Source organism: Oxalobacter aliiformigenes, from assembly GCF_027116575.1.
Classification (GTDB): domain Bacteria; phylum Pseudomonadota; class Gammaproteobacteria; order Burkholderiales; family Burkholderiaceae_D; genus Oxalobacter; species Oxalobacter aliiformigenes.
Genome location: NZ_CP098252.1, coordinates 1,011,727 through 1,037,559, shown reverse-complemented (window position 1 = coordinate 1,037,559; position 25,833 = coordinate 1,011,727). Strand labels below are relative to the sequence as shown.

At 54.7% G+C, this 25,833-nt stretch carries 21 protein-coding genes; 8 read left to right on the top strand and 13 right to left on the bottom strand.

Going from position 1 to position 25,833, the window contains the following annotated elements; genetic code table 11:
• Positions 1-98 precede the first annotated feature (98 nt).
• Positions 99-434, top strand: coding sequence for a winged helix-turn-helix transcriptional regulator (locus NB647_RS10635; RefSeq protein ID WP_416143577.1), 336 nt, complete (start codon positions 99-101; stop codon positions 432-434).
• Between the two features lie 331 nt (positions 435-765).
• Here the strand turns inward: NB647_RS10635 and NB647_RS04795 are convergent, their stop codons facing one another.
• Genes NB647_RS04795 through NB647_RS04780 form a run of 4 tightly spaced genes read right to left on the bottom strand, consistent with a single transcriptional unit; the run spans position 766 to position 3,280 of the window.
• Positions 766-954, bottom strand: a complete 189-nt coding sequence (locus NB647_RS04795) for a hypothetical protein (RefSeq protein WP_269284519.1) — start codon at positions 952-954, stop codon at positions 766-768.
• Complete coding sequence (locus NB647_RS04790; protein ID WP_269284517.1) at positions 951-1,319, bottom strand: hypothetical protein; 369 nt, start codon at positions 1,317-1,319, stop codon at positions 951-953. The genes NB647_RS04795 and NB647_RS04790 overlap by 4 nt, the downstream gene beginning before the upstream one ends.
• Before the next feature lie 30 nt (positions 1,320-1,349).
• Entirely contained in the window at positions 1,350-1,955 is a 606-nt protein-coding gene (locus tag NB647_RS04785) for a hypothetical protein (RefSeq protein ID WP_269284513.1), read from the bottom strand.
• Positions 1,956-1,960: 5 nt separating this feature from the next.
• Complete coding sequence (locus NB647_RS04780) at positions 1,961-3,280, bottom strand: AAA family ATPase (RefSeq protein ID WP_269265476.1); 1,320 nt, start codon at positions 3,278-3,280, stop codon at positions 1,961-1,963.
• 942 nt (positions 3,281-4,222) lie between these two features.
• Here NB647_RS04780 and NB647_RS04775 point away from each other — a divergent pair.
• Positions 4,223-6,850 (top strand): autotransporter outer membrane beta-barrel domain-containing protein, encoded by a 2,628-nt coding sequence (locus tag NB647_RS04775; protein ID WP_269284511.1) that lies wholly within the window; start codon positions 4,223-4,225, stop codon positions 6,848-6,850.
• Between the two features lie 190 nt (positions 6,851-7,040).
• On the opposite strand, the gene tam is transcribed toward NB647_RS04775, so the two are convergent.
• From tam to NB647_RS04750, 5 genes are all read right to left on the bottom strand, one after another.
• Positions 7,041-7,817 (bottom strand): trans-aconitate 2-methyltransferase, encoded by a 777-nt coding sequence (gene tam / locus NB647_RS04770; RefSeq protein WP_269284509.1) that lies wholly within the window; start codon positions 7,815-7,817, stop codon positions 7,041-7,043.
• Positions 7,818-7,897: 80 nt separating this feature from the next.
• Positions 7,898-8,236, bottom strand: coding sequence for a hypothetical protein (locus tag NB647_RS04765; RefSeq protein WP_269284507.1), 339 nt, complete (start codon positions 8,234-8,236; stop codon positions 7,898-7,900).
• An 865-nt stretch (positions 8,237-9,101) separates the two neighbouring features.
• Positions 9,102-9,314 (bottom strand): hypothetical protein, encoded by a 213-nt coding sequence (locus NB647_RS04760; RefSeq protein WP_269284505.1) that lies wholly within the window; start codon positions 9,312-9,314, stop codon positions 9,102-9,104.
• A 55-nt stretch (positions 9,315-9,369) separates the two neighbouring features.
• Positions 9,370-10,008 carry a hypothetical protein gene (locus NB647_RS04755; RefSeq protein ID WP_269284502.1) on the bottom strand — a complete coding sequence of 213 codons (639 nt, stop codon included), beginning with the start codon at positions 10,006-10,008 and terminating at the stop codon, positions 9,370-9,372.
• Between the two features lie 179 nt (positions 10,009-10,187).
• The gene (locus tag NB647_RS04750) at positions 10,188-12,845 is read right to left on the bottom strand and encodes an autotransporter outer membrane beta-barrel domain-containing protein (protein WP_269284281.1); all 2,658 of its coding nucleotides are present in this window, start codon (positions 12,843-12,845) and stop codon (positions 10,188-10,190) included.
• Positions 12,846-13,326: 481 nt separating this feature from the next.
• Between NB647_RS04750 and NB647_RS04745 the strand changes: the two genes are divergently transcribed.
• On the top strand, positions 13,327-13,611 hold the full coding sequence (locus tag NB647_RS04745) for a hypothetical protein (protein ID WP_269284499.1): 285 nt from the start codon (positions 13,327-13,329) through the stop codon (positions 13,609-13,611).
• Between the two features lie 20 nt (positions 13,612-13,631).
• Positions 13,632-13,847 carry a hypothetical protein gene (locus NB647_RS04740; protein ID WP_269284497.1) on the top strand — a complete coding sequence of 72 codons (216 nt, stop codon included), beginning with the start codon at positions 13,632-13,634 and terminating at the stop codon, positions 13,845-13,847.
• A gap of 63 nt (positions 13,848-13,910) precedes the next feature.
• On the opposite strand, the gene NB647_RS04735 is transcribed toward NB647_RS04740, so the two are convergent.
• On the bottom strand, positions 13,911-16,997 hold the full coding sequence (locus NB647_RS04735; protein ID WP_269284494.1) for an autotransporter outer membrane beta-barrel domain-containing protein: 3,087 nt from the start codon (positions 16,995-16,997) through the stop codon (positions 13,911-13,913).
• Between the two features lie 943 nt (positions 16,998-17,940).
• On the opposite strand from NB647_RS04735, the gene NB647_RS04730 reads away from it, so the two are divergent.
• From NB647_RS04730 to NB647_RS04720, 3 genes are all read left to right on the top strand, one after another.
• The gene (locus NB647_RS04730; protein WP_269284489.1) at positions 17,941-18,900 is read left to right on the top strand and encodes a DUF4405 domain-containing protein; all 960 of its coding nucleotides are present in this window, start codon (positions 17,941-17,943) and stop codon (positions 18,898-18,900) included.
• Between the two features lie 302 nt (positions 18,901-19,202).
• Positions 19,203-20,105 (top strand): tetratricopeptide repeat protein, encoded by a 903-nt coding sequence (locus NB647_RS04725; RefSeq protein ID WP_269284487.1) that lies wholly within the window; start codon positions 19,203-19,205, stop codon positions 20,103-20,105.
• Positions 20,106-20,964: 859 nt separating this feature from the next.
• Positions 20,965-23,004: an immunity protein Imm33 domain-containing protein gene (locus tag NB647_RS04720; RefSeq protein ID WP_269284485.1), complete on the top strand. Its 2,040-nt coding sequence runs from the start codon at positions 20,965-20,967 to the stop codon at positions 23,002-23,004.
• 769 nt (positions 23,005-23,773) lie between these two features.
• Here the strand turns inward: NB647_RS04720 and NB647_RS04715 are convergent.
• Entirely contained in the window at positions 23,774-23,902 is a 129-nt protein-coding gene (locus tag NB647_RS04715; RefSeq protein WP_269284483.1) for a hypothetical protein, read from the bottom strand.
• Between the two features lie 220 nt (positions 23,903-24,122).
• On the opposite strand from NB647_RS04715, the gene NB647_RS04710 reads away from it, so the two are divergent.
• Positions 24,123-24,338 (top strand): hypothetical protein, encoded by a 216-nt coding sequence (locus tag NB647_RS04710; RefSeq protein ID WP_269284480.1) that lies wholly within the window; start codon positions 24,123-24,125, stop codon positions 24,336-24,338.
• Positions 24,339-24,458: 120 nt separating this feature from the next.
• On the opposite strand, the gene NB647_RS04705 is transcribed toward NB647_RS04710, so the two are convergent.
• Together NB647_RS04705 and NB647_RS04700 are read right to left on the bottom strand one after the other, a co-directional pair.
• Positions 24,459-25,331 carry an arginase family protein gene (locus NB647_RS04705; protein ID WP_269284478.1) on the bottom strand — a complete coding sequence of 291 codons (873 nt, stop codon included), beginning with the start codon at positions 25,329-25,331 and terminating at the stop codon, positions 24,459-24,461.
• A gap of 67 nt (positions 25,332-25,398) precedes the next feature.
• On the bottom strand, positions 25,399-25,659 hold the full coding sequence (locus NB647_RS04700) for a hypothetical protein (protein ID WP_269284476.1): 261 nt from the start codon (positions 25,657-25,659) through the stop codon (positions 25,399-25,401).
• Between the last annotated feature and the right edge of the window lie 174 nt (positions 25,660-25,833).

Genomic DNA, 25,833 nt, shown 5'->3' with positions numbered 1-25,833 from the left:
TTCCCGGATGTCCGCCTTTTTCGCCACTGCACGCCCCGCGCCATACCGGCCACACCCGGGCCACAAGCCTGCAACACATCCGATCGCTGCACACGCTCATGACATACCGGTACACGGAAACCGGCATTTTCCGCAAAACCGTTTATCGGGTCGTCCCGCTGAAAGTAGAATATTTTCTGACCAGCCCGGGTGAATCATTTGTTCCCATCATCCGGATGATGGACGACTGGGGAAACCACCATCGGAAACTATTCGACGAAACGGGAAAATGCAAAAGCATGTCGGCCCGCGCAACGGACACAGATCATCATACATGGCATTCCTTACAGCAAACCAGTGATTCCTGGCAATCAGGCGAAACAGGACGCTTTCCTGAAACGTGGGGCTTGAAAAACCCTGTCATTCGCCTATCCCGGAAATTCTTTCTCCTCTGACAAAAACCGGCGGAATCCATTTCACAATGAAATTCCGCTTCTCTGCTGTTTTCGCTCCCGTCCAGTACCCATGCCAGTAGGCACGCCGGATATGGGGACGTCTGTTTCTACTGTTTCCGGAATGACGGAATTCTGTACGAAGTTTCTCACCAGTTTGTTTTCCGACCTGCCAGATTTTCGGTTTGTCTGCCGGGAAAAACCGAATACCACGTTTGGTCTTTCTGGGCTGTGGATGAACAGGTCGTGCATCTTCCGGAGCATACTCGGCATTTTCTGAACACAAATAAATAATGACGTTGACCGCTTCCGTCAAATAATGATCCTCATATGTTTATGATGATCTGCTGTATCGTCGCGCATACTCGTTGGCTTTCTTGACAGCTTCCTGCAAAGTCCAATTTCCCAGACGGATCGGGATACTGACAAATTCCAGCGGTTCAGGTTTCACCCACCAGATACGTAATTCCGGTTTTTCGGCATTTTCAAGCAAAAAAAAGAATCCGATATATTCAGGTGTCATAAATTCCACATACATGCACCACGATGGCATATGGAATAAAGATCAACCGGCAAATCGCCGGTAAACTGTGTCGAGATAATGGTATCTTTTACGGTTTCATCAAGACGGATGATATCTTTCGTCAAACGCCATGCACCAATACAGGATAGCATATGCGCACCATACATGACCCCGTCAAAAAGCCCTGTTCGTCTCCGTAACCCCTGCAAATGCTCATATACGATTTTCATACAAGTACCCACGGGCAAAAGACACCATGATGGACGATCCTTGTCCGCCAGAGCCGCCGAATACGCTTCTTCGAAAATGTTCGGTGACAGTTTTTTCAGGCTGTCAGATAACTTGTTTACAATCTTCTCAACCATGAATTACTTTTCCAGAACATCTTTTATTCTTCACTCCTCTTCCCGCTGCTCCACGATCAGCATCCGCTCTTCCAGAAACGTGCCGAAATCGCACCGGAACCGGACCTGTCTGCGTTTCTGGTTGGCGAAAAGACGGGAAAGCGACTCGTCGTTGATCCTGAAAGGCAATTTGCCTTTCCGGTAATGCGGAAAACACGCCACCTTGTATAACGGCAAATAAATACCGGAACACATCGGCTCGGAAAAATGGTCGTGTTCCTCACACACGGCCTGCCAGCGCATCAGCGTTTTGCGGTCCATGTGCAGCGCCAGAAAATCCTCGAAATTCATGCGTGAAAACAGGAAATCCGGAACGGTATCCGGCTTGTTTTCATACAGTTTCTTCTGGCTGTTCATATAAATATCCCTGTCCACCCAGATCACGATCTCAGCGTTTTTCATCTCGCGCCGCGCATCCCGGTAACGGTTCACCGCCGCCTTGTACACGCCGCTGCCGATAATCTTCGGGGCAAAGGCAAGCGGGATCCGGTGTTCCCGGAAAAAGCGGTTCAGTTCCTGCAAATAGACGTTTTCCGACGACCCTTCGCAAATGACGACGACGGTCTCGATCAGCGGTTTGCGTTTCTTTTTTCTCATGCCGCTCAGATATAAGGAAAAGGAATGCCCGAAAAACAGCCGGTCAGATACTGCTTCCTGAAACTGGCGATATTGCCGACCCCCGCGAAATCCGAAATCCGGGCCAGCGTCGAACCGTCCTGCAGGGTCTTCGTGATAATGCCCACCTCGGAAACGCGCAAAAGAGCCGCATCCAGAATATCCGTATTGTGCACGGTGAAAACCAGCTGGGCCCCCCGGGGGTTATACCGCCTGTCCTTGAACAGGCGCACCAGTTCGATCAGCAAAAGCGGATGCAGCGACCGGTCCAGCTCATCGACCGCCACCACACCGCCGGATTCAAGCACCGCCAGAAAAACCCCCAAAAGCCCCGCCACAATCTGCGTCCCGCTCGATTCTTCCGTCATGAAATCGAACTCGACCTCCCGGCCGTCGGCGTCCTGATGAAACGAACGGATGCGGTCCGTATTCAGAACAATATCGTCACCCTCTTTCTGGAAACTGGTCAGCCGGGTCAGAAACTCGGGATCGACATCGAGATAATTGCGTTCCCGGGCATCGCGGTCGAGCCGGATGCGCCGGCGGCTCAGTTCCATCCGGTTGATATGGATATCCAGATTCTCCAACAGATCGGTAATCCGTTCGAAAGCGTGCCGGACAGGATCGGGATCGTCCGCTTTTTCCAGCACCGCCGCCAGCATGTCCACCCCGCGCGAAAGATGGATACTGTTTTCGCTCAGCACGACAATGCCGTCATTGAAAAAATCGTACACGGCCGTCACCCGTGGACACAACCCCGGATAGCGCTTGCCGATCACCGACAGAAACGACGACGTCTGCTTCTTTAGCGGCGTACTGCACTCCACCCGGAAAATTTCTTCCAGCCGCGCGGCGGGATAGGATGGCGTGGCAAGAGAACCGAAAGAGCGGCGATCCCCATCGATCGAAAACAGCACCGTCCCGTCCACCGCCAGCGATTCCTTCCGGAACTCGTCCCGGTCATACTCGATGGCATAGACGAAACGCTTTCCGTCACGAACGATCGTCGCCTCGAAAGCCGTCGTGCGCCATTCCGGATGAAGCTTGTCCGGATGGAATTTGCCCTGCACACCGGAAACGGCGCAATCACGGAAAGTCCCCAGCGCCATCAGCACATTGGATTTGCCCGATGCATTCGAACCGTACAGGGCCAGCGCCGGCACCAGCCGCACATGCTTTTTGGGTTCCGCGAAAAAAACGATGTCCGAATCCCGGAAACCGGCCGGCGCCTTTTTCTCGGCAAACGAGAAATTCACCGTCATATCGAGAATGGAACGGAAATTGCGTATCGACAGCGAAGACAGCACGACAGCCTCCTTTCATAAACCGGAACAGCCGGAAAACCCGAATGATGCCCGTCTTCCAGTATACCCGATGAAAAGCCGCACGATACCGTTTCCGTCATTCTGTCCGTGCAGTTCGGACAAAGAAGCCGATCTCGCCGCCGGCCGTTTTTTCCGCCCCGGACCGTCCATGAAAAAAAACCGGGGAAATTCTTCGATAAAATCGAAGAAACCGTCTTTATTTATTTTGTTCATCCGAATATCAACGACGCGTAAGATGGATATGTCAGGGAAACGGACTGAACATTCCGCTGTCCGGTCACATTCCTGGCGAACGCAATACACTCCTTCCTTGTACAAGCCCCCCAGACCTGCGGGGCTTTTTTTTCAGGAAACCTCACCATACGCTCTTCTCCGACATTCTCCCACCTTCGCCAGACAGAAAACGGACGACTTCCGGCGAGGATGCCTGAAACCGCCGCAAGTTCTGTTGGCATGACACCATCCGGTCTGCCTGCACAGGATGCATCCGGCTTGACCGTTCCCCCTCCTTTACGAGCAAAACTCTCCGGTCGTCTGCTCTGCCGGACGGCAGATCCCGTTCAACGGAACAAGGGAAAATCGGAATGTTGAATAAATGTAACATCTGTTAATGCACATTAACCGACATTCAAGCATTTCTTCGAGAAACCGGATTTTCTATTTACCAGAAGGGGTTACAGGAGCCCTTTCCGCGAATTTACCGGATTACCGCTCTTTAATCCACATCCATTTTTTTGAAAACAAGATCCTCATAGTCAAAAAAACACAATCTAATCAATATGTTATACACAATATGACATACCGTTAATGTGCATTAACGGAAACAGACACCTTCAGGTATGACCGGGGATTTGCCGTGACGGGATAACGGAGTGACAGAAACACCGGATTCCGGTGACTCATTCATTTTTTACGGAAACGGCAATGAACCGAATCTTCAAAATCATATACAACCGTGCGCGCGACCTTTACATGGTCGGCAGCGAAAATCTGCGTACACATGCCGGAAAAACCGGAGTGGCTGTTGCTGCCATTGCCTTGTGCAGCAGCGCTTTTGCCGCGGACCCGTTTGAATACACCGGCAGCAGATGGTATGGGATGGGATATTGGCAGGACACTGATCAGAAATATTCATCAGTGGACATCCTGTTAAATACCAATGAGGACGATTTGGCGGGGATTGTTCTCGGCAGCACCCGTCTGGATGTAACGGATAAAAACAGTCCATCTGTCGTTACGGTAAATGGATTATCTTCCCCGACGGTTATGCGTGGAATCAGTCTTTTCGATGACGGAAGCGGAAGTGCCTCAATATCTTTTGCCGGCAATCTGGACGTTCATCTTGATGGAAAAGCGGACAGTGCATATGGTATTGCTTTCTGGGATGGCAGCCGGGGCGAATTTGCGGCAACCGGGATCACCGTAACCGGTCAGGGAAATCAGGCATCCGGACTGCTGCTGGACAATTCCTTTGCCAGTTTTTCGGGTGATTTCACGGTAGATGCATCAGGATATTCGGACATGAATATCGGTGTCGATCTGCTGGGTGGACAAGCCGTTTTTAAGGGGATCGCGGATATTACCGCGAAAGGCGGCGAACACGCATGGGGGGTGATAGGTGACGATGCGTCTGTTGTGCAGGCAGATGATATGAACGTTCACGTTTCAGAGGCTGCCGTACAGGGTCTTGGTATTCATTTATCTCGAAACAGTCAATTGACGGCACATGACATTCAGATCATGGTCAATTCAGCCGCACCTGCCGGAATTGCTGTCACAGACGGCAGTTCGCTTGATGCGAATTCCGCTATCGTTTCAGTAACCGATACAACCGCGACCGGACAGGGAGCGGACGGCTTCGCCGTATCCGAACAGGGTTCCACTGTCACTCTCAAACGGGTACAGGTCACCGTCGCCGGAAACGGTGATGAACAGAACGGTTTCAGGGTATCGACAGGAGGCACGCTGAACATTGAAGAATCGGCCATTGTCAAAGCGAAAACAGCTGCGACAGTCGATCTGGGAACGCTGACAATTCAAAAGGATTTTTATGCCCATTTTCTGGAAGAAAGCCGTTTGCATGCCGAAAGTGACGGCAAAATCGCCATTAACGAAGCCGGAGAAGGTACCGTACAGTTCAAAGGCTATTCCGACCTGACGCCATCATCTGCAAACCGGATACTGGTGAATCTTGCCGGCCCTGCATCTTACTGGGATGTCACCCGTGATTCACGACTGACGGATCTGCATCTTTCGGGCGGTACGCTGAATATGAGCCATATTTCCGGCTTCCAGACGGTAACAACGCACGATCTGGGCGGAAACAACGGGCTTGTCAAGGCGGATACCGATTTTTCCACGGGCGAAACGGACAAACTGGTCATTACGGGAACCGCTTCGGGACAACATGGCATTCTGGTCGCTTCATCCGGTACAGCAACGGTTGGGGAAACACAGTATATCGTCAGCGATGCATCCGGAAACGCGACGTTCTCCCTGGCCAACCCGGGTGGAAAAGTCGATGCGGGAGTCTATCTGTATGAACTGTCCAGCCGCAATGCGGCGGAAGGCGCCACCGAATGGTACCTGACCCGTGCCACAGGAAAAGACAATACCCCGGAACTGACCCCCACAGCCGAAGCGGTTTTGGCCATGGCTGCGAGTGGAGCCCAGAATGCCTTGTACCAGAACAATCTGACGGATCTGCGCAAACGCCTCGGCGAAGTCCGTGATGGCGCAAGAGATGGTTTATGGGCTTCTTTCTCCGGATGGCAGGATGTCCTCTCCGGTTATGTCTCTACCCGCTTCCGTCAGGAGGTTTATTCTCTTTCTCTCGGGCTTGATCATGCTATCGATGACCACTGGCTCGTCGGCGCCGGTTTCCGCGCCACTGTCGCCGATCAGAAAACGCATGGCCATGAAGGATATCACGCCACAGGCGATGCCGATTCACAGGGTTTCAATCTGTATGCCACCTGGACCCACGCAAACGGGTCTTACGCCGATTTCGTCGCTACTGTCGACCGTTACGGTCAAAAGATTTCCACGAATATGCTTGACGGACAGGAAACCAAAGGCAAATATCACAACTGGGGATTTGGCCTGTCGGCAGAAGTCGGCCGCAAATTCGCCGGGCTTGGTCATGACCGGACATGGTTTGTCGAACCGCAGGTTCAGCTTTCCTGGTATCACGTCAATGGCGATTCTTTCCATATGGATAACGGTATGCGGGTGAAACAGGATGATGCCGATACACTGACCGGAAGGCTCGGACTGGTGGCAGGACGGGATCTGGAGCTGGAAGGAAACCGCAAGGGGCAGTATTACCTGAAAGCGGGGATCAATCATGAGCTGTCGGGAGAGCAGAAAATCGCTCTGAATGAAACTCCGTTCGAGGAAGACCGGATGATGGGAACGCGGTTTTATTACGGAGCCGGACTGGACTGGGAGCTGAATAAGACCACCAAAGTGTATGGCCAGATCGAACGTGAGGACGGCGGTCGTTATACGAAGGAATTCGAGTTCCGTCTCGGTTTGAAACGCTCTTTCTGAGGACTTATCTGCAGATGCAAGAGAACCGGAAAGGCGCGGGTTTTCCCCGGCAGGCCGGGCGATACTGCCTGGAAACGGGATGGATAAACAACAAACACACAGGAGCAAACCCGCCCGCATTTATAAAGTGGACGGACAATCACCATGTCACACCAAACGCTTTGCCCTGCGGGAAATACCGAAAAACCTATTACCGCCGTTTCGCAACCATAAACAGCCGGGGAAAAGCCAGCAGGACGGTTCCGTCCGAACGTGGCCGGTAAACAGTTTTCAGCCGGGTGATGTAACGGTCGAGAAAAAGTGCCTGTTCTTCCTTGTCCAGCCGGACAAGAAACGGACGCAATCCGGTCGCTTTCAGCCACTGCGCGATGGCTTCCACCGAAGGCATGACATGGCAGTAAATCGTTTTCCACATATCGACGGTACAATCCGCCTCCGCCAGCAGATCGTAATACGCTTCCATCGGAAGCAGGCGCTGGCGGAAAGCGCCGGCATCGCCCATTTTGTCGCACCAGCCGGGTTCCTCTGCCGTTTCACGCATCAGGACATGCGTCGGTTCGTCCAGATTGTCCGGCATCTGGACGGCGAGAACCCCGCCTTTTTCCAGATAACCGGCCAGCCGGGGAAACAGAAGTTCATGTCCGGAAAGCCATTGCAGCGACGCATTGGCGAAAATCACATCCTGCAATCTCCCGGGTTTCCACTGGCCGATATCGCCCAGAACGAAGCGGGCTTTTTCAAGCCGGCGGCAGGCCGCGTCCAGCATGGAAGCCGAATTGTCCAGTCCCGTGACCAGCGCATCCGGCCATGCCTTCACCAGCCATTCCGTACTGTTGCCCGGCCCGCATCCCAGATCGGTCACATACCGGACGCGAACCGGATCGACCCGCGCCAGCAATTCCCTGGCCGGACGCGTCCGTTCCGATTCGAACTGCAAATAAAGAGCGGGATTCCAGCGAGATTCCATGTAAAAACCACCTTTCAAAAAACACGACAGACGAATCAATATAGCCGCTTTCATGATGAAATGACAAACATACGTTTATCTCAGCCCTGTCCGTACACTGGAGCATCCCGCCGGGCACACCACCCCGAACCGTCACCGGTCAAACTTTCCTGCATACAGGTTTCCGCTTCCCGTCTATTGTCCAGCCACCTGCCCACCCGGAAAAAACCGCCGGCACGATTTGTTTGCCCCATCGATTTCAATCGTTTTTTGACGTTCCGAAATCCGCCATCCCTGCACGGCAAAACCCACTTGTACCGGATCTCCGGTACCCGCCAGAACGGGAAAACACCACCGGCATCCTGCATCGGTCCGCCCTCCGTTTCACCCGGCAAACCCCGCTTTGGCAAACCGGTCGGGCCGACCTTTCCGGTCAACATGTTTTCGAAAGAAAAAATTGCCGGAAAGTACAGAAAACGGATGGGCCGACACGTCATCCGCAAAAAAAATATCGTCGTAAAAACAACGAAATACACGCTCAGCCCGCTTGGAGTCTGGCTTCACGAATACTTCGACAAAAACGAAATAATAATCCTGTTTTTTATGATTTCCTAGAAGATTAAACCTGCGTAAAATGACAACCACTGAGACGTTACTGAATAGCCATAGATTCACAAACGCACTCTTTACCAAAATTGCATCTACTCTCTCTCAAAAGCCCCTCCTCAAAAAAGGGGCTTTTTGTTATCCACCGTTTCCCGGCATGCCGGCACCTTTTTTACGGGGATGTCCTTCGGCCTGTCCCGGTCACTCCCGGGCGCTTTTTCCGGATTCTTTTCCCGTTTTCCCAAAAGGCAACCGGTCTTTTATCGGCCCGCTTTCCGGACAGACCCGAAATATCCCGGACCTCCATCCCGAAACCAATCGTCCTCCGGCGGGCAACCAGCGGCAACCCGTCATGAAAAAACCGTTCGCAAGGATATTTGCCAATACATCGAAAACAAAGGCTCTGTTCCCACAAAACAGCAACAGGCACCTGCGTCAGCCGGACCGGCCGAAACGCCCCCCTGCCGGTTCTTCCGGCATCAGCCTTTCCGTAACAAATCTGTCCCCTGTCCGGACACCTTGCGCCTAACCGGCGCCTGCGGGAATTGACGGACGCTGCCTGTCATAACCGGTTCGGCAACAACCTGAACCGACAGGTATCTGTCAGACGTTTCCCGAAACAGCGTCCGGACAAAATACCCATCTCACCCCGCAACAGGACGAGACACCGGACATACCGGACGGAACGCTCCCGTATGGTTACAGATTGCCGGCTTCCGAACCGAAAGCGGCTTTTGTCCATCCATTTTTCACACTTTCCCCGGATGGGGTGTCCGGTCTGCGCACGCTGGCTCTTCCTCCGGTATTTCCCGGAAATGTCCACCCTGCGACCAGGGTGATGAAAAGAGATAGCGGGCATTCAAAAAACAAAATCCGTTGCCCCGTCGCCGCAATGGCTTGTGGCCGTAGCATCCCGGAAAACCGGAACAGGCTCCGGAGGAAAAACGCCAATACCCGACCCGGCCGCTTATCCCAGCCGGAACCCCTTGCTGCTGTAGAATCCCCCGTCTTTCAGGCGCTGTACCTGCTCATCGGACAAGGGAACCTCGACCGTATCGACCATAATCATCAGGGGGCCCGGATCGTCTCCCGTCTGCATCGCCTCGATATAAAGCGTCTTGTCCTTCACATAAAAGCCCAGCGCATCTTCGGGTACATCGATCCCCAGTGCCTGAAGCACTTTTTTCGAAACGAATTCATCTCCCAGCTCATCCGGTGCACTCATGAAAAAATCCTTTCCCGTTTTTGGTGAAGCGCTATTGTACAGGACAAAAATCCTCCGCCCGCGAAAAAGCGTCTCCGTACAGGGAAAAACGGCAACCCCGACTTCATTTCCTGACGACAGCGGCACGTCCCCGGATTCTGTCAGACAGACGAAGGGGAACAGCAACGGCTGCCCGCCATAGCCGGACATCTTGACGCCCCCCGGCATTCTGGACAGCGAGCCGGCACATGCCGGTTTCCGGGAATGATCCTGCACCCACCGGAGAAATTCCCTGCCGCAAGGGCCGGTTTTATACCTGAAGATTCCGGCTTCCTTTCCCGGAAGCGAGTCCAGACAGTTTGTCCGAATGCGCTTTTTTTTCACTGTCAGACAAGATGCCACGCCACTTCTTTCCAAAGTTTTCATCAACCGTAAATCGAAAGGGACCTCCGCCTCTAAGGACGAAATGGCCGGCGAAAACCGGTGACCGCCCGTAAAGATCCGTCAGACCGGTTTCCATAATGAAAAAACGGCTCCCTGGTGGAGCCGTTTTCCGGTTTTTCCGGGCTTTTCTGGCTGGCTCAATCCAGCAGATACCGGATTCCGATATCCACCCGGTATTGGGTTTCGATGTCCGCCGCAAATGATCTTTTCACTTGGGCATATCCAAACGATTTCCTGTCAAACTGCCAGTTCCCTCCCACTGACACTTCTCCCCAGGTATCGCTGAAGTCAATGTGGCTCCTGTTCGGGCTTCCGTTGTCTTCACGGAAGGTGGATTCCATTTTTCCGTCGAATTCATGCAGCCCATCCAGACGGATGAAGTAGCTTCCTTTTTCCAGTTGCCGGCCGAATGCCACGCCTATTCTTCCTATCGCGCTGTTTATGCTGTCCTGTTCTATATGGATTCCGTTGTTTGTCTTGTAGTCTGATCCTTCTATTCTTCCCAGGGTCATCTGGATTTGCGGTTCGGCAAAATAGCCGTTTTCCCGGTTCCGGAATCGTCTGCCGTATTCCGCACTGATGGAGTAGGCCCAGTTGCTGTTGCTTCCCTTGGTCTCGAATTCCCGCTCGTCGCTGATGACTTTGTATTTGTTGTGCATCCGGGTCACTTTTCCTACCAGATCGACGTAATGCCCTTTTTCGTTGTGCCAGGTCCCGTATACGGCTCCTGTCAGCATCCAGTTGTCGGCGTCTCCTCCGTTTTTCAGGTCGCTGTCTCCATCGGTGTAGCTCAAGGCTCCTCCCATGATCCAGCCATTGTTTCCGACCGGTCTGTCATAGCCGAACTGGAGGGCACGGTAGTCGTTTCTGAAGTAGTGGTTGCCCTTGTCGTATTTGCTGCGCGCCGCATAGACGCGTGCCCAACCTCCTTGCTGGCGCGGGTAGTTCCTGATGTCTCCCAGTCTCTGCGTCAGGGTTTCTGTTTCCTGTCTCCACGCAAAGTAGTTGATCATCGCCGATGCGTCTATTCCTGTCATCGTCGAGGTTTCTTTGTCTTCCAGACGGTCAATGGTTCCTTCCCAGGTATAATCGCTTTCCGATATGCCGTCTTTGCCCTGTACGACACCGGTCTTGTCGAAATAGTAGTTGGCGCTCCAGGAATGGATTTTTCCTTCCCGCATATAGACTTTTCCTGCGGCGTTTTGTCCTCCTCCTATGTTTTCTATGCCTTCATTGACGTAGATTTTGTTGGCCGCTCCTTTCAGCAGCGAGAAGGCTTCTTCTTTCGACTGGACGTTGTCACTGGTGTATTTTCCGGTTTCACCATACTGGATATTGACGGTACTTTGCGTACCGCTGTCAGAACGTGTCACTGTTTTTAACAGCACGGGCCCGCCGTCGATTGTTGCCGCTTCCGACTGCTGTGTGCCGGATGGAAGAACTGTATTGTCTGAACGGAAGATGAATGTCCCGTTGCCACGGTATGTTCCCTGAACGTCTATTTTCTGTTTCCCTGTTATGATGTTGTACCCTTTGTCATCCATTTCCAGTATGGATTCCTTGTCTACCTGGAAAGTGCTGTCATGCAGGGTCAGGGTGTTGTCCACTCCTATTGTCCCGTCGCTTTTTTCGTAGGTTGTATCTCCCTGTTTCAGTCTCAGGATTCCTCTGTTGATCACGCCATTTTTTACTTCGTGAGCTATCAGGACATCTCCATGAGCGATATCGAAAGAACCTTTCAGGGCTGTATCGGCATGGGCTTCTGTCATGTAATTGTATGAGGCCGATTTTACGGCAAGGGCATATACCGGCGTGTCGGTGAGGCTCTCATCTCCCCGGGCATCGATGGTAATTCCTCCTTGTCTGAGCGCCGTGATTTCCTGTACGCCTCCCAGATTGCGGATACCATAGGCATTGAGTGTCTTGATATCGCCTTTCATTCCGATGACTTGTTTCCCGGCCAATGGTACTCCGCCTTTGTCGTTGTCCACTGTGTTTCCGGTATTGGACTGGCTGTAAATGGCTGCGCCGACTATTTTGCCGGCATTGGCATAGCCGACGTCGATCGTTCCGACTGAACCGATGATCTGGTCTCCGATATCGGCGAGTGTATTCTGGATACCGTAAGTCCGTGCATAGATGTCGCCTACGGAACCAATCTCCTGATGGGTTGCCTGCTGGGAAAGAATGCCGACGCCGAAACGGGCTTCGGCCGAACCGATATTGCCGACTGAATGGATGTATTGCTTGCTGTTGTCCAGTTTGATGTTTCCGTTCCCGGTATTGGATATCCCTTTCGCCGTACTGTCACCGGTGTCGTAGGATGTTTCGATGGAACCGATTTTCCCGTTGACTGTCTGGTGCCCTCCGTTCGAATTGACAATACCGGCTCCGGTTTTGCTTGTCACGACGATCTTGTCGATATTCTGGAATGTCTGGACACCGGAATCGGATGTATTGTAGTTATAGTTGCCGCTATTGGAGATGACGTTCGAGGAACCCGTCACTGTCCCCAGATCGATTTCGAATGTCTGGGTAAAAGGATCGTGTCCGCTCGTGTATTTGTTGGAGATGGCTCCTCCTGACTCTGCGGTCACGTCAATTTTGCCGGTCCCGCTGATGGTCTGCGATGGAACCTTGTTTTTTGACCAGTCATGCAGAATCGCCGGGCCGGTTGTGACATGTACGGTATCGCCGTCGCTGAATGTCTGGTCTCCTGTAATCTGGCCTGTGTATTCTGTACCTGTTGCCAGTACCGGAAAAATCAGGCATAGCGCCGCTCCCAGTAAAGTCATGCGGAATCTCCCGCATGTGTTTCCTGTTTCGATCGGCCATGCCTTTTTCGTATAATCCGGGATTTTCTTTCTTCTTCTCATCTTCGCCTCTTTCCTTCACGGATGGCGATTCTGTTCCCTCCTTTTATGCTTCTTAATGTCCGCAATTGGATGTTAACGGACTTTAATTTCAAATTAACTTATTGATTTTAATAAAAAATAAAATATCTGTTCGAGAAACACCAATAAACGGAAGTTGTTTGCAACAGGAATACTCGGGTATTATCAGTGCCCAATAAAGCTTGGAGAAATGCCGGATGGCAGTTGTTAGCCTGTCTGTTTGTGTATGTCCGCTAACATCCATTAAAAAATGTTTCTTTTTCACAAAAAAGATTTTCGGGCGGAACACCTGCTTCAGAAAAGCAGAAAAACCACTTCCCGGCCCTCGGTTTCCCTCACCCGTACGGGACCCGGTAGAGATACTGTCGAATCGCGCCAAATCATGACCGGCAAAAATGCCGGAAACGCAACAAGTGGCGTTTCCCACATCCGGGTTGCTCCGCTTTCCGAACAGGGACCTTTGCATGCAGGCAAAAAATACCGTTACGGAACCATTCCCCTGAAAAAGGGATTGCCTGTTTCTCCGTTTGCCCTCTGGATTCCCGCGTCGTTGGCCGATTCGCTCGTTCATGGAAAGGCCACGGCCATCATTGCTCCTGTCCGAAACGGATGCCACCGGTCACAACGCCGACAAATATCCGGGAAAACGTCATACCCACCCGAGTGAAGAACAGGACAACGGGACACATGCGAGATACCGGCCTGTCTCTTTTCCGTTTCACCGTCAAAGCACAGGCCATGACGACGGTCTTCCTTCTGGACAACATCCCCCTGCCGGTTCGTACAACCGGCAAGATTTCCCGCCGGCTGCGCGGCATCCGGTATTTCCTCGTTTCGGACGGTGTTCTTCCTTTCGTCACCGCCGTTTTTATCCATCCGGAAAAACACTCCTGTACCGGGTAGCCGGAATGCCGTCCCGCTTCTCTCACCATCCGTTGAAAAAAGCGGAACCCGGCCATACCGGAATCAGAACCGGTATTTCACCCCGATACTCGCCTCGATTTCCTTGGTATAACCGTTGCCTTCCTCACGTTCGAGTTGCGCCCAGAGACGGGCATTTCGTGAAAACTGCCAATCCAGACCGAACCCGTAATAACCGCGGGTACCGATAAAATCATCCGAATATTTCACGTCATTGATACGGATCTTCTGGTTGTCAAGAAACTCATGATTGACACCGCCCTTGAAATAGACCTGTGCCCAGGTATTGTCTTTCGCCCTGAATTTCCGGCCGAAAAGAAAGCCGAGCCGTCCGTCGAGACTGTCCATGTCATCCTGCGACACCGACATTTCATTGGACAGGCTGAAATTTTTTCCCTGTACCCGATACCAGGACAACTGGGCCTGCGGCTCGACAAAAAAGCTGCCGTCCGCCCCGAGACCGAACCGTTTTCCGATCTCGCCGGAAACGCCATATCCCATGCTCGAATAGCTGCCTTTCACCCTTTTGCCATCCAGCATGCGTGTCTCGATATCCTGACCGTAGCGGTCCACCGTCAGCACGATATCGGCATATCCGCCGGATTGTCCCATATAGGTCGCATACAGATTGAATCCCTGCGAATCGGCATCGCCCGTCGCCGAGAACCGGGTATCATGCGTTTTCTGGTCGGCCAGCATGGCATTGAAACTGCCTCCCAGTACCCAGGAACCGACGGTACGGTCATAACCGACGCTGACGCCATAGACGGACTGTTTGAAACCGGTACCGGCAAAACCGGAAATACGGTCTTTCCGTCCCTGTACCGACGCCCAGAGACCATCGCGTGCACCATACCGCACTTCTCCCAGACGCCTGTACAAATCGGAAAGCCGGTTCAGATACTGTGCCGTCTGGGCGCCGCTTCCGGCCAGTGCCGCGACCGCTTCCGCACTGGGGGAGAAGCCCGCCTTTCCAAGCCGCCATTCCCGGTTGCCTGCACTGTCATCGCTGTAAACCAGTTCGTACAGATAATTGCCGAGATCGATTTTATTGCCCGCCGCCGTATTTCTGAGCTCGAAACCGGCCTGCGTTCCGGCAGCCGAACGGATCATGACCGCGCTGCTGTCCACGCTTGCCTTGCCTGACGAGGCGATATCGATAACGTGGGACGTCGGTCCTCCGCTCGTTTTCGACACACTGATCGTATCGTTCCGCTGGCCGTCCACATCGACATCCATCCGAAATGTTCCCGTCCCTTTCAGGTCAGCGATTTCCAGATGGCTGAATCCGTTGCCGTCTCTGGTCATGTCGATCGCCGCATTATCCAGCGACAGGGTATCCAGTGACGAGCTTCCGGTGACGTTCCACCTGGCGCCGGATGAGAAATCCAGATTGACTGTCCCGTCAGTAGTGATCGCGGCGTAACGTTTGTTGGATACCGTACCGGTCAGCCAGGAATCTCCGGAACGGAAGGCGGCATTGATCACGCCCCGGCCATTCTCCGTTCCGACAGACAGAATGTCGCCATTGATCTGTACCCGATCGCCGCCGACATCGATGGAAGCATTGCCGTATGCCCACAGCGCCCTTCTGTCGCTGTCGATCCGGGTTGTTCCGCCGTTTTCGTTGATCGTCACCGACGTCGTATTCGCATCATCCGAACCATGCGCGAAAACAGCCGTTTTTTCCGCCTTCGCTTCAAGACCGTTTTCGACAATGACACGGGCTCCCGGCCCATGGGCGTAAATGGCCGTATTTTCATCGGTTCCGCCGATCGTCGTGACGCTCAGACCGTTGTTGAAAGCGACGGTACCGGTCATCGGGTCGGATGCCGTGTCATGGCGGACATACACGCCGAACGCCTGCTCTTTCGTCGATTCGGCGGTAATGACCGTTTTGTTATGGAACGTCGCGCCGGAATCGCCCCGTCCGATATCGATGCCGTAGGAAAAATCGCCGCGCGTTTCGATCAGGGTCGTGCTTGCCGGATCGCTCTTGCCGACATCCAGCTGGCCACCATATAACATGGAGATACCCTTGGCGCGTTCACCCCCTTTCGATGCGATATGCATCGCCCCCTCCACGGTCATTTGTCCGCCATTCATGATGATGCCGTCCGCGTTGCCCGCCCCCGTGGCCGTTATCGCCAGGGATTTGGCGGCAATCGTATTGTTTCCTTCATCCGAAGACAGGGAAATGCCGGTTGAATTCGTCCCGCTTTCCGCGGTGATGGCAAGCGTTCCGAAATGCATGGCGATATCGCCATCCTGATACCCTTCGGCTTCAATACCGTAGGCGTTGCTGCCATCGGTACCGGATGCCGTCGCCCTTAAGACAGTCTTGCCGCTGTTATCCAGTGTCATGGCGCCATACGCCGTGATCGCCGATGCAAAGTCAGTTCCGCCGGCGTCGATTTCCAGATCACGTACCACAAGAGTTGTCCTGTCACCGTCATACTGGTCACTGTAAATGCCGCTCGCCTGCGCCCACGTATCTTCGTCTCCGGCCTTTTTCAGTCCTGTAGCGGAAATATCGAGGCGATCGAACGTCATGCTGTTGTCTCCGGTATCGACAAAGATACCGACAGTTTCTCCGGATGCGTTGTTCAGCCTCATCTCGAGGTTTTCACCCGTCATCGTGCTGCCGCCGTTCAGGTAGGCTCCGTTGATCGTTCCGTTTTCGACAACCGTATCGATCGAAACCAGACTGTCCTTGCCCAGTTGCACCCGGGTGTTGCCATCAAGATTGATCCCGACACGGGAAACCGTACCGGATCCGCTGGTTGATGTACTGTCTATCGTGATTGTCGTGCCATCGGTAACGTTGACTTGCCCGTTTCCCGATACCCCCAGCCCGACGACAAATCCTGTCGAACCCGAGTCGGTGGCGGAAATGTCCAGTCCGTTTCCGACCGTCAGATTCCCTGAACCGGTAATATCCACCATCCAGTTGCCATGAATCGTGTCGGACACGGAAACATTGTCGTACGAGCTTGTACCGCTAACGGCCAGACCGGAACCGTTATAGTCCTCTGCCAGCGCGAAAGAAGCCGGAAACAGGGACAGGCACAACAGGGTAGGAACGAAAAGACGTCGGGCATGCACCCGCTTGTGAGAACTGTTTTTCTTCATGATGCGGAAAATCGGGTCAATCAATGTGCTTTATGGAACATTAACGGACGTTGAAAACCGCATAATTCATTGATTTTTATATACTTTTCAAGGAAGCATCCGGAAGGTATTCCCGTTTCCGGAAATTTGCACGACAGACGGGCGATATTTCCCCGCTTTTTCCTGGCCGGAATTTTCCCGGGAAATGATAAACTTAGCGAATCAGGATATGACATTGACCCGCTCTGAAATGCAGATCAGATCGTCCGTTAATGTTCCTTGGCGAACGTCTGATTTTTGCAACAGGCCACACCGGAAGCGAAACCGGCCCGCATGGCATTCCCGAATCCCCGGCCGGTCTCCGGCATCTGTCCATGTCCGGATTTCTTCCGGGCCGTTTCCGTCAACCGAAATCCGAAAGACGGCACGTCCGCCACCTCCACGGGCGAAATGGCCGGTGAAAACCGCCGGAAGGATTTTCCTTTTCTGCCTTTCCGTTTCCGCCCGACCGTCCCGGACTGATTGTCCGGACGCTCGCCCTGTCTGCCGTACCGGTGCCGTTGTCAATGCGGGAAACCGTCGATTCTGCTGCAAGGCTTCGGACACTCCCGGCACAAATCAGGTAATCCATACCGGTTCCGTTCCCCGAACCCCATCCGGACTTCCACAGGCAAATGCCGGTCTGGCTGACGCAAAACCGACAGGACTCGCGAGAACAGCCCCGCTTTCCTGCACACCGGAAAAAGGAGGGTTCCTGAAGGATCGGACGGAGTTTTCCGCACACATCCCCCGTTTCAGCCGGCGATCACTTTCCCTTGTCCGGCAAACCGCATCTTTTGCCATACTGCCCCCCTTTCCTGCCGGGTGCCCACAGCGATAAAATAGAAAAACCGGCGGAAAAGGAAAAACGGCACCCCCCGTGCCCTTGCCGGCATCCGCCCTGCCCATTCCCCGAGGTATCGCCATGAACGTCAAAACCGCTATCCGGCTGGCCTTCGACCTGTTTCTTCTGGTCGCGATGGTTCTCCTGTACAACAAGCGCGCCTTCGGCATCGCATACCATGAAATCACCGGACTGGCGCTTTTCGCGCTGTTCACTGTCCATCTGCTCATCAACCGCCGGTGGATCAGCGCCATCACGGCCCGGCTCGCCGGCGGCACCGTCACCGCCAGAACTGCTTTCAGCTATGCCGTTTCGCTCGGCGCCCTGATCGCCTTCGTGCTCGTTGGCATCAGCGGCATCGCCATCTCCCGCGTCGTTTTCGACATCAACAGCACATGGCCCGTCTGGAAAATCATGCACAAGACCGGCGCGGCCGTCGCCCTGATCCTGATCGGCATTCATGTCGGCCTGCACCATGCCTTCATCCTTGGCATGCTCCGGCAATGGTTCGCCGTACCGGAAAACGGGCCTTCCATCCTGCATGTACTGGGACTGGTCCGTCCGCTCGTCGCCATTCCGGCCCGCCTCCGGCGCGCCTTGCTGAAAACTTTCATCGTCGCCGTTCTCGCCATCGGTACCGCCGGTTTCGCCACAACTCCGTTTTTCAAATGGCTTTCCCTGCCGTTCACCCCCCGGCGCACTGTCCCTTACTCCCCTTCCGGAGCGACATTTCCTTCCCCTGCACCCGTGGCCAAAACCTTATCCGTTCCGTCCTCTTCCCTTGCGCCGCCGGCGGCAACGGATACGGCCCAGACACCCCAGCTTTCCCGGACAGCCGCCGTTGCCGGCAACGGCTTCATGCAACGCACACGCGCACGCGACGGATCGGGCCCGAAAGATTCCGGCAGACCGCGTGACATACCGGGTATCGCCACGGCGGCAAAAACACTTTGCCTGTACATCTGCATGACGCTTTCCATAGCCATCGTGACCGCTTTCATCGACACCCTGCCGGGCAAAGCCGGACAGAAAAAAACCTGACGCACGAATATGGCCCGACCATCCGGCAGCGGCCACGTGCCATGCGAAACCATGCCGGGGCGGAAAAACACCACAGCTATCTGCCGCACGCGTTGCCGTCCGAAAACGGCACATGCAAAAAACGCGGCGATCCTTTTTTCCGCGTTTTCGCCCATCCATGCCCGACGAAATCCGTTACGGCCGCGAAAAACCGTCCCGCCGGACGGATACTTCTTACTTCTTCTTTCCCGCAACCGTCCATCCTGCTATTATTGGCGATCAAAGATGCAGACCTTTTCTTCGACTTTCTCACGAGGCAATTCATGCAAGTTACCAAACAGACAAAAAGCGGATGGAAACACTATGCCACCCTGCTGGCTTTCGTCCTGCTCATCGCACCGGCCGGGCTGGTTTTCGCAGGACCGGCGGAAGATGCCGCCAAAGGCATGGCGCTTTATGAAACGAAGCACTACCGGGACGCCCTGCCCTATCTGCAAAAAGCGGCCGAAGCGGGCGACACCAAAGCCCAGCTCTATGTGGGCAACATGTACCGTGAAGGCCTCGGGGTCAAAAAGGATTACGCCAAAACCATTCCCTGGTTCGAAAAGGCCGCCAATGCCGGTGACGCCCGCGCCCAGACCTATCTCGGCATCGCCTACAGTGAAGGTCTCGGTGTCGAACCCGACTATGAAAAGGCGGCGCAATGGTTCCTGAAGGCGGCAGAACAGAACCACGGCCCGGCCCAGACACTCGTCGGTGTCATGTATTACAAGGGCATGGGTGTCGAACAAAGTTTTCCGGAAGCCAAAAAATGGCTGGAAAAAGCGTCCGCCAACGGTGAAAAGGACGCCCAGTCGTTCCTTGGCCTGATTTATCTGGAAGGCGGCGACGAAAACAACCCGGCGGCAGCCGTCGACCTGTTGAGCCACGCCGCTGAACAGAACGAACCGCTGGCCCAGACCATTTTGGGTATCATGTATATTCAGGGGAAATACGTCAAACAGGACTACACCAAAGCCGAAGCGCTTTTAACCAAAGGTGCCGAAGCGGGCAATGTCGATGCCGCCACTTTCCTCGGCAACATGTACTATCGCGGACAGGGTGTCAAAAAAGACAAGGCCAAAGCGATCAAATGGCTTGAAAAAGCCGCCGTCCGCGGCGACGTCGATGCCCAGGAACTCCTGTATCGCGTCCATCACGCCAAACCGGGCGAATTCGACAACTGACGATTTCCCTTCCTGAAAAAAGCGTTCCCCGCCGGAACGCTTTTTCTTTTACGGAATCCCCATCCTCCCCATACACGAAAATACCGGAACGCCCTTTTCTCCGGCAAACCGGCACCGGCTTTTCCGCACCGGTTTTCGACGGCTCTCTCCCTGCCGGCACAGGAACTCTCCCCGTCACGAACCGGCCACGAAATACCGGCGCACCCCGCCAGCGCCACCCGACGCAAAACCGCAGACAGAACGCTCCTTTGTCCCCACCCCGTACCGGAAAATGGACCATTTTGCCGATTTCCCGGCCAAAACGGCTATCCGGTTCGAAAACCCCCGTTTTCTCCGGCAGGAAACAGGCAGGCCGCGACAAAAACACGACAGACTCTGCCCCCGCTTTCCGGCATTTCTTCCGCCCGGTACGCTTATCCCCGTTTTCTGTGGATAAACCCGTGAACAGGAAAAATTTTCCGTTTGTTTTCAGCCTTTTGCCACCATTGCCTGTTTTACGGGCAAACCGTCATCCTCCACGGGAATCCCTCGCAAGTCGCTTGCCGGCAAACCGGAAACGGATACATTTTCACCGGATACCCTGATATTCCGTCCCTTTTTCCCTGGACGTCGGATTTATCCCCGTTTTTTGTGGACAAGTTCGTGAACAAGGAAAAAAATCCCTTGTCTTTCCGGCATTTGCTCATCCTGCCCATTTTCAGGGCACTCATGCCAGTCCGCTGGTGATCCGCCTGATTCCCTTGCCTTTCCAATTATCTTGCGCTGGAACAGAAAAGGGGCAAAACCCGAAAAATCGCAACAAGACCGATTTTTCGCTTCCTATAATCGGTCTTGTTTCAACCCATCCGGGAGGACAGAAATGGACGATTTTAGCCCGCAGCATTTCCGGTCGGACAAAAAAGCGGTATTAAACGAAAGCCTGCGCGCCACCCTTGAGAAGCTGGACGAAGAAAACCGGATGAACGGAATCATCGACCTGATCAACTCGCTCGACGGGGCACGCGAGGATTTCGAATCGGCGCTCTGGGCGGCGTATGCGCTCAACAATCTGGACACCTACGAATCGTATCTTCAGGCCGAGAAATGGCTCAAGGGTGTCGAAAAGGAAGGCATGCAAAGCGGTATCTGGCATTACCGGTACTCGGTGGCGCTCGCCTGGCAGGGTAAATTCGACGAGGCGTTATCCGCCATCGAACGCGGCACGCAGGTCGAACCTTCCTGGCCCTGGGGCTGGCTCCAGCTCGCCCGCATGCAATACCACGCCGGCCGGAAAGACGACGCCAGCCGTTCCGTTTCCGTCGGACTGAAACTCGTACCCGGCGACTGTGAATTCCTCACGCTGAAAGCCGCCATCGAAAACGGCACCGACAGCGAAAGCGTGCTCGGCCATTACATCACGGCCGCCGATAATACCGGTTCCGCCTCTTCGCGCCGCATCGCTCGCCTGAACCGGGAAAAACGCCAGTACGAAACGAAACAGGCCCGCCAGTCGCTGATCGGCCGGCTGAACCAGTACCATATCGACAAGGATTTCACCCGGATCGTCAACGACATTTCCGCGGTACCTTCCGCCGAACGGGGCTATGAACTGACTGTACGGCTTGCACGGGCCTACAATAATCTGGGTGAATACACCCGCGCTATCGAATCGCTGGAATCGGTCAGGGCCCAGAGCAAAAACGACGCCGGCTGGCATTTCCACATGGGTGCCGCCCTGTATTATCTCGGCCGGATGCCACCGGCGAAAGCCGAATTCGAACGTGTCCTCGAACTCGATCCGGAAGACGGGGATGCCTGGCAGTATCTGGCCTGGTGCTGCGACGCCACCGGCGATACCTCTCCGCTTCTGGGCAGTGAAGCGAAAGTGCCCCGCCCCCCGGAGACGTCCGGAAATCCGGAACGTCCCGTACTGTACACCGAACCGGAACTGGCAATCATCGAAAACTACATCACGGACAATTTCGGCGATTACGACTTCGTGTTTCACGAACTGTTCTCGCCGGACATCCATGTCGATATCGCCATCATCAACCCGACACCCCGCCGGCCCTTCCACACGCTGGTGACCATCGGCATGGGCGCCTACAAAATGAACGTGCCGGCCAACCTCAGAAACCGGAAACTGGACCGGGCCGAAATGCTTATCTGCCTGCCGTCCACGTGGGACGTCAACAGCAATGAGGAAAAATGGTACTGGCCATTGCGCTGGCTGAAAATCATGGCGCGCCTGCCGATGACCAACCATACCTGGCTCGGCTGGGGACACACCGTCCCGCATGAAAAACCGTTCGCCGAAAACACGAAGCTATCCGCCATGATGCTGATCAATCCGGGCCTGTTCTTCATGGACCGCGAACCGTCCGACTGCATCCTGCCCGGAGGGGATATCGTCCATTTCTACCAGATGGTGCCGATCCTCTCAGACGAACTGGAATACAAGCAATCGCACGACGCCAACAAGCTGATCGCGCTTCTGGACGAAGACGCCATCATCGTCGATCCCCACCGGCTCTCCGTCTGCCCGTCCACCGAACGCAAAACCCGGACCATCGTGCCTGACAACCCGAAAAACCTGCTGGTAAACTGGAAAGGACCCGAGGGATGTCTGGCGACCGACCGGATCATGGTGGACGGCTGCAAGGTCGGCTACATGTACCGCGAAAAACCGGACGAGGGCATGCCCGATTCAGGCTGGCGCTTCACTGCCGGCGACGAATCCGCCGAATACATGACCGATCCCGACAGGGCCGGCATCTATTCCATCAATACCGTCTGCAACATCGATCCCGACATCATTCCCCTGCTCGACTCCCCCTACGGTACGGCATGGTTGCGTGACGAAACCGGCCATTTCCGGCAGGTACCGCTGGACCCCGGCGAAAACGGTCCTCTCCAGTAACCGGATATCGCCATCCCGACACGGGACCGCCGGCAACCGGCGGACCGTCCGGCCGGGAATTTTTCCGCTTACCGCCGGGAAAGGCTGCCCGGCCCCGGCCACATCCTGTTTTCCGGTTTCATATCCTGCCAGAGCCATACAGACCACACCCCCACCTATACCCCTTGCCGGTACAGGTCCAATGGATAACGGTCGTGTCGTCCATGACGCAATAGCGGCATCTCCCGTATACGTTACCGGCAGCAGGTGCCATATTTGCCTTAACGCAGACTCCGGAAACCCTGTTGCCGGCGACCGTTCCTTTCACGGAAAAAACGTCCTGACATATCATTCCTCAGATCACGCTTACGAGTTACGATGGCATGGGAAACGGCATTTCCCGAACGGTTGTTCATCTGTCCACCGCCCACAAAACCGCTATTTGCCGTTACATTGAACAGAGTGTTTGTCCGTCTCCGGCCGTTTTCCCATCCCTGTCATACCGGCGTGACTCTATCGGCGCCTGTCGTTATTTCGTCACGGCCACCATGATCTTGCCGTTCACCTGACCGGCAACCATGATGGATGCCGGTAAACATGCCGCCCTGCCGCCGTCATTCCCGATATCCATACGGTTTTTCTCCGTCATGCGTATTCCGGAAACGTGAAAAAGGGGAATGCGATTCGTTGTGCTTTCCAAACGGGATGCTTTCCGGAGAAAAAAGAAAATCACAAAAGCGCCATGAATAATGGTTGTCCGGCCCGGATATCCCTTCCGGGTTCATGACAGTCAGGCAGCAAAACAGATGAAAAAGCGCTGTTTTTTCTGACCGGATATCGCGCTTTCCTCTTTCGGTGAGATTCGTCCATACCGGTTGATGAACAGTCCGTACGGATTGACGAATATGATGGATCCCACAAACAACTGACCGGCTCGGTTCGGGTTTATTTTTTTGAAATTTCCGGCATCCCGGACCGGCAAAACAGGACAACCCCGCGATCCGGTGGCTGACCGTTCCCGCCTTTCGGAATCGTGGGACAGCGATCGATCATTCCGGCTGCCTCTTCGTCGTTTCGTCAGGACAGGGCCGGAGGGTTCCATCCGTTCTCTTTAGAGTCACGGCCGGTTACCCCGATACATGCGCACGGGAAAAAATCCCCCCGGCCAGTCATACCGTATCAGCAAAAAACGGCCTGCCCGTCCTTCTGCAAGGCAGGATGCAAGCCGGTGGCCCGCTGCCGCCGGTGTATCCATTCCGGTCGGTACCGTCCGCCGCCAGACGGGAATGCGTGCCCGTTTTTCCCTTTCCGGCGAAAACCGTCACCGACGCCGCCATTACGTCATCCCTTCCTGATCCGGCTGTACCGGCACCGCACAAAGCCCGGCAGGGAGTTTCCTGCGGGACTTTCCGGAAATATGCAGGAAAACCGGATGCCCGCCACCGGCCGGACATCCTGTCTTGCGTTTTCGTCCGCTAGCCCAGCAGCGGCATCTTCGACAGCATGTTTTTCAGCCTGATCGCCAGACGCGGCATCGGTTCGGCGATGGTCAGCCCGACCAGATCGGTCGCGGCGGCAATGTCGTTGATCACCCGGACGGCTTCATCCATTTTCATCCCGCCGGGCTCGACTCCCACTCCCGCGATGATTTCCGCCGGATCCAGCACATCCAGATCGAAATGGATGAGCGTTTTCGACGCTCCCGTCTCCTTCAGCCAGTCCAGAATCGCGGAACTGTCACGGGCCACTTCCTGCGGCGACAGCCCCCTGATGCCCAGTTCCCTCTGCCTTTCCTGCATGCCCTTGTCCCAGGAACGCAATCCGGCGATCAGTATCCGGGAAGGGGCGATCCGGCCGGGAAGCATTTGCGCCAGCTTTTCATCGCCCATCCCCATCAGGGCCGTGACCGCCATCGCGTGATACCCCGTGTATTCGTCATACGGCAGACAGATGTCCGGATGGGCGTCCAGCCAGACGAGCGCCACATCGTCCGGATATTTCGCCGCCAGATACGCGAACGGGGGAACACTGACGGAACACTCGCCCCCCAGCGTCACCACCGCATCCGGATTTTCGACCTCCAGCGTCGCCAGAGCCGCTTTCGTCTGCGCGACGATTATCGCGTAATCCATGATGCCGTTTTCGATCTTCCGTTCTGAAATGTCCAGCGATACGGGAACCTGAACCGTCTTCGCCGACCCTGCCGGTGCCAGCATGTTCAGAAGCTGCGCGCCGAGCCAGTACCCCCGCGAGGCGTCGTCCGGGGCAAGCTCGGGCATCCAGTGCGAGACGATTCCCCCCTGCCATTGCGGATAAACCAGACGGATGGTCGTTCTGCCGCTTTCCATGAGTGTCCTCCTGTGCGATCGAATGGGCCGGCCTGCCGGACGGAACCGGCAAAAAACGGAAATGATATTATATGCAGGCCACATCCACCGGTTTCAAGCGGAAGCCGGCAAAACGAATCCTGTCACCCGTTCCGCCGTGGCGGATACTCCCCTTTCCGCCCACACCCCGCCACTGCCCCGCAAAAAACAGGATACCCGTCTCCGGTACCCCCAACACGACAGTCTTCACCAGCCGGACTCCCTCCGGCAGGAGGATTTCCGGCAATGAACCGGACAAGCCCGCCCCGCTTTCCATCGCGATGTTTCCCGGAAAGTGCGCCATTTCCATCCCCTGTTCCGTTCCCCGGAGACGGGGCGAACAGCCGGACGGGAAACGGCATGTACCGGATATCGCCCGTATCCCCTTTTTCCCTTTTCATCCCCATATTTGTTCCTTCTCCTTTATCCGGAACCCGCCGTGACGTATCATGTCGATATTCTGTCCGTCCCGCTTGCCCGTTTT

What these genes read in the sequence shown, in the direction of transcription:
- NB647_RS10635 (WP_416143577.1), top strand. Translation starts at nt 99, where the DNA reads ATGACATACCGGTACACGGAAACCGGCATTTTCCGCAAAACCGTTTAT.
- NB647_RS04795 (WP_269284519.1), bottom strand. Translation starts at nt 954, where the DNA reads ATGACACCTGAATATATCGGATTCTTTTTTTTGCTTGAAAATGCCGAA.
- NB647_RS04790 (WP_269284517.1), bottom strand. Translation starts at nt 1,319, where the DNA reads ATGGTTGAGAAGATTGTAAACAAGTTATCTGACAGCCTGAAAAAACTG.
- NB647_RS04785 (WP_269284513.1), bottom strand. Translation starts at nt 1,955, where the DNA reads ATGAGAAAAAAGAAACGCAAACCGCTGATCGAGACCGTCGTCGTCATT.
- NB647_RS04775 (WP_269284511.1), top strand. Translation starts at nt 4,223, where the DNA reads ATGAACCGAATCTTCAAAATCATATACAACCGTGCGCGCGACCTTTAC.
- tam (WP_269284509.1), bottom strand. Translation starts at nt 7,817, where the DNA reads ATGGAATCTCGCTGGAATCCCGCTCTTTATTTGCAGTTCGAATCGGAA.
- NB647_RS04765 (WP_269284507.1), bottom strand. Translation starts at nt 8,236, where the DNA reads ATGTTGACCGGAAAGGTCGGCCCGACCGGTTTGCCAAAGCGGGGTTTG.
- NB647_RS04760 (WP_269284505.1), bottom strand. Translation starts at nt 9,314, where the DNA reads ATGCTACGGCCACAAGCCATTGCGGCGACGGGGCAACGGATTTTGTTT.
- NB647_RS04750 (WP_269284281.1), bottom strand. Translation starts at nt 12,845, where the DNA reads ATGACTTTACTGGGAGCGGCGCTATGCCTGATTTTTCCGGTACTGGCA.
- NB647_RS04745 (WP_269284499.1), top strand. Translation starts at nt 13,327, where the DNA reads ATGACCGGCAAAAATGCCGGAAACGCAACAAGTGGCGTTTCCCACATC.
- NB647_RS04740 (WP_269284497.1), top strand. Translation starts at nt 13,632, where the DNA reads ATGCGAGATACCGGCCTGTCTCTTTTCCGTTTCACCGTCAAAGCACAG.
- NB647_RS04735 (WP_269284494.1), bottom strand. Translation starts at nt 16,997, where the DNA reads ATGAAGAAAAACAGTTCTCACAAGCGGGTGCATGCCCGACGTCTTTTC.
- NB647_RS04730 (WP_269284489.1), top strand. Translation starts at nt 17,941, where the DNA reads ATGAACGTCAAAACCGCTATCCGGCTGGCCTTCGACCTGTTTCTTCTG.
- NB647_RS04725 (WP_269284487.1), top strand. Translation starts at nt 19,203, where the DNA reads ATGCAAGTTACCAAACAGACAAAAAGCGGATGGAAACACTATGCCACC.
- NB647_RS04720 (WP_269284485.1), top strand. Translation starts at nt 20,965, where the DNA reads ATGGACGATTTTAGCCCGCAGCATTTCCGGTCGGACAAAAAAGCGGTA.
- NB647_RS04710 (WP_269284480.1), top strand. Translation starts at nt 24,123, where the DNA reads ATGCGCACGGGAAAAAATCCCCCCGGCCAGTCATACCGTATCAGCAAA.
- NB647_RS04705 (WP_269284478.1), bottom strand. Translation starts at nt 25,331, where the DNA reads ATGGAAAGCGGCAGAACGACCATCCGTCTGGTTTATCCGCAATGGCAG.
- NB647_RS04700 (WP_269284476.1), bottom strand. Translation starts at nt 25,659, where the DNA reads ATGGAAATGGCGCACTTTCCGGGAAACATCGCGATGGAAAGCGGGGCG.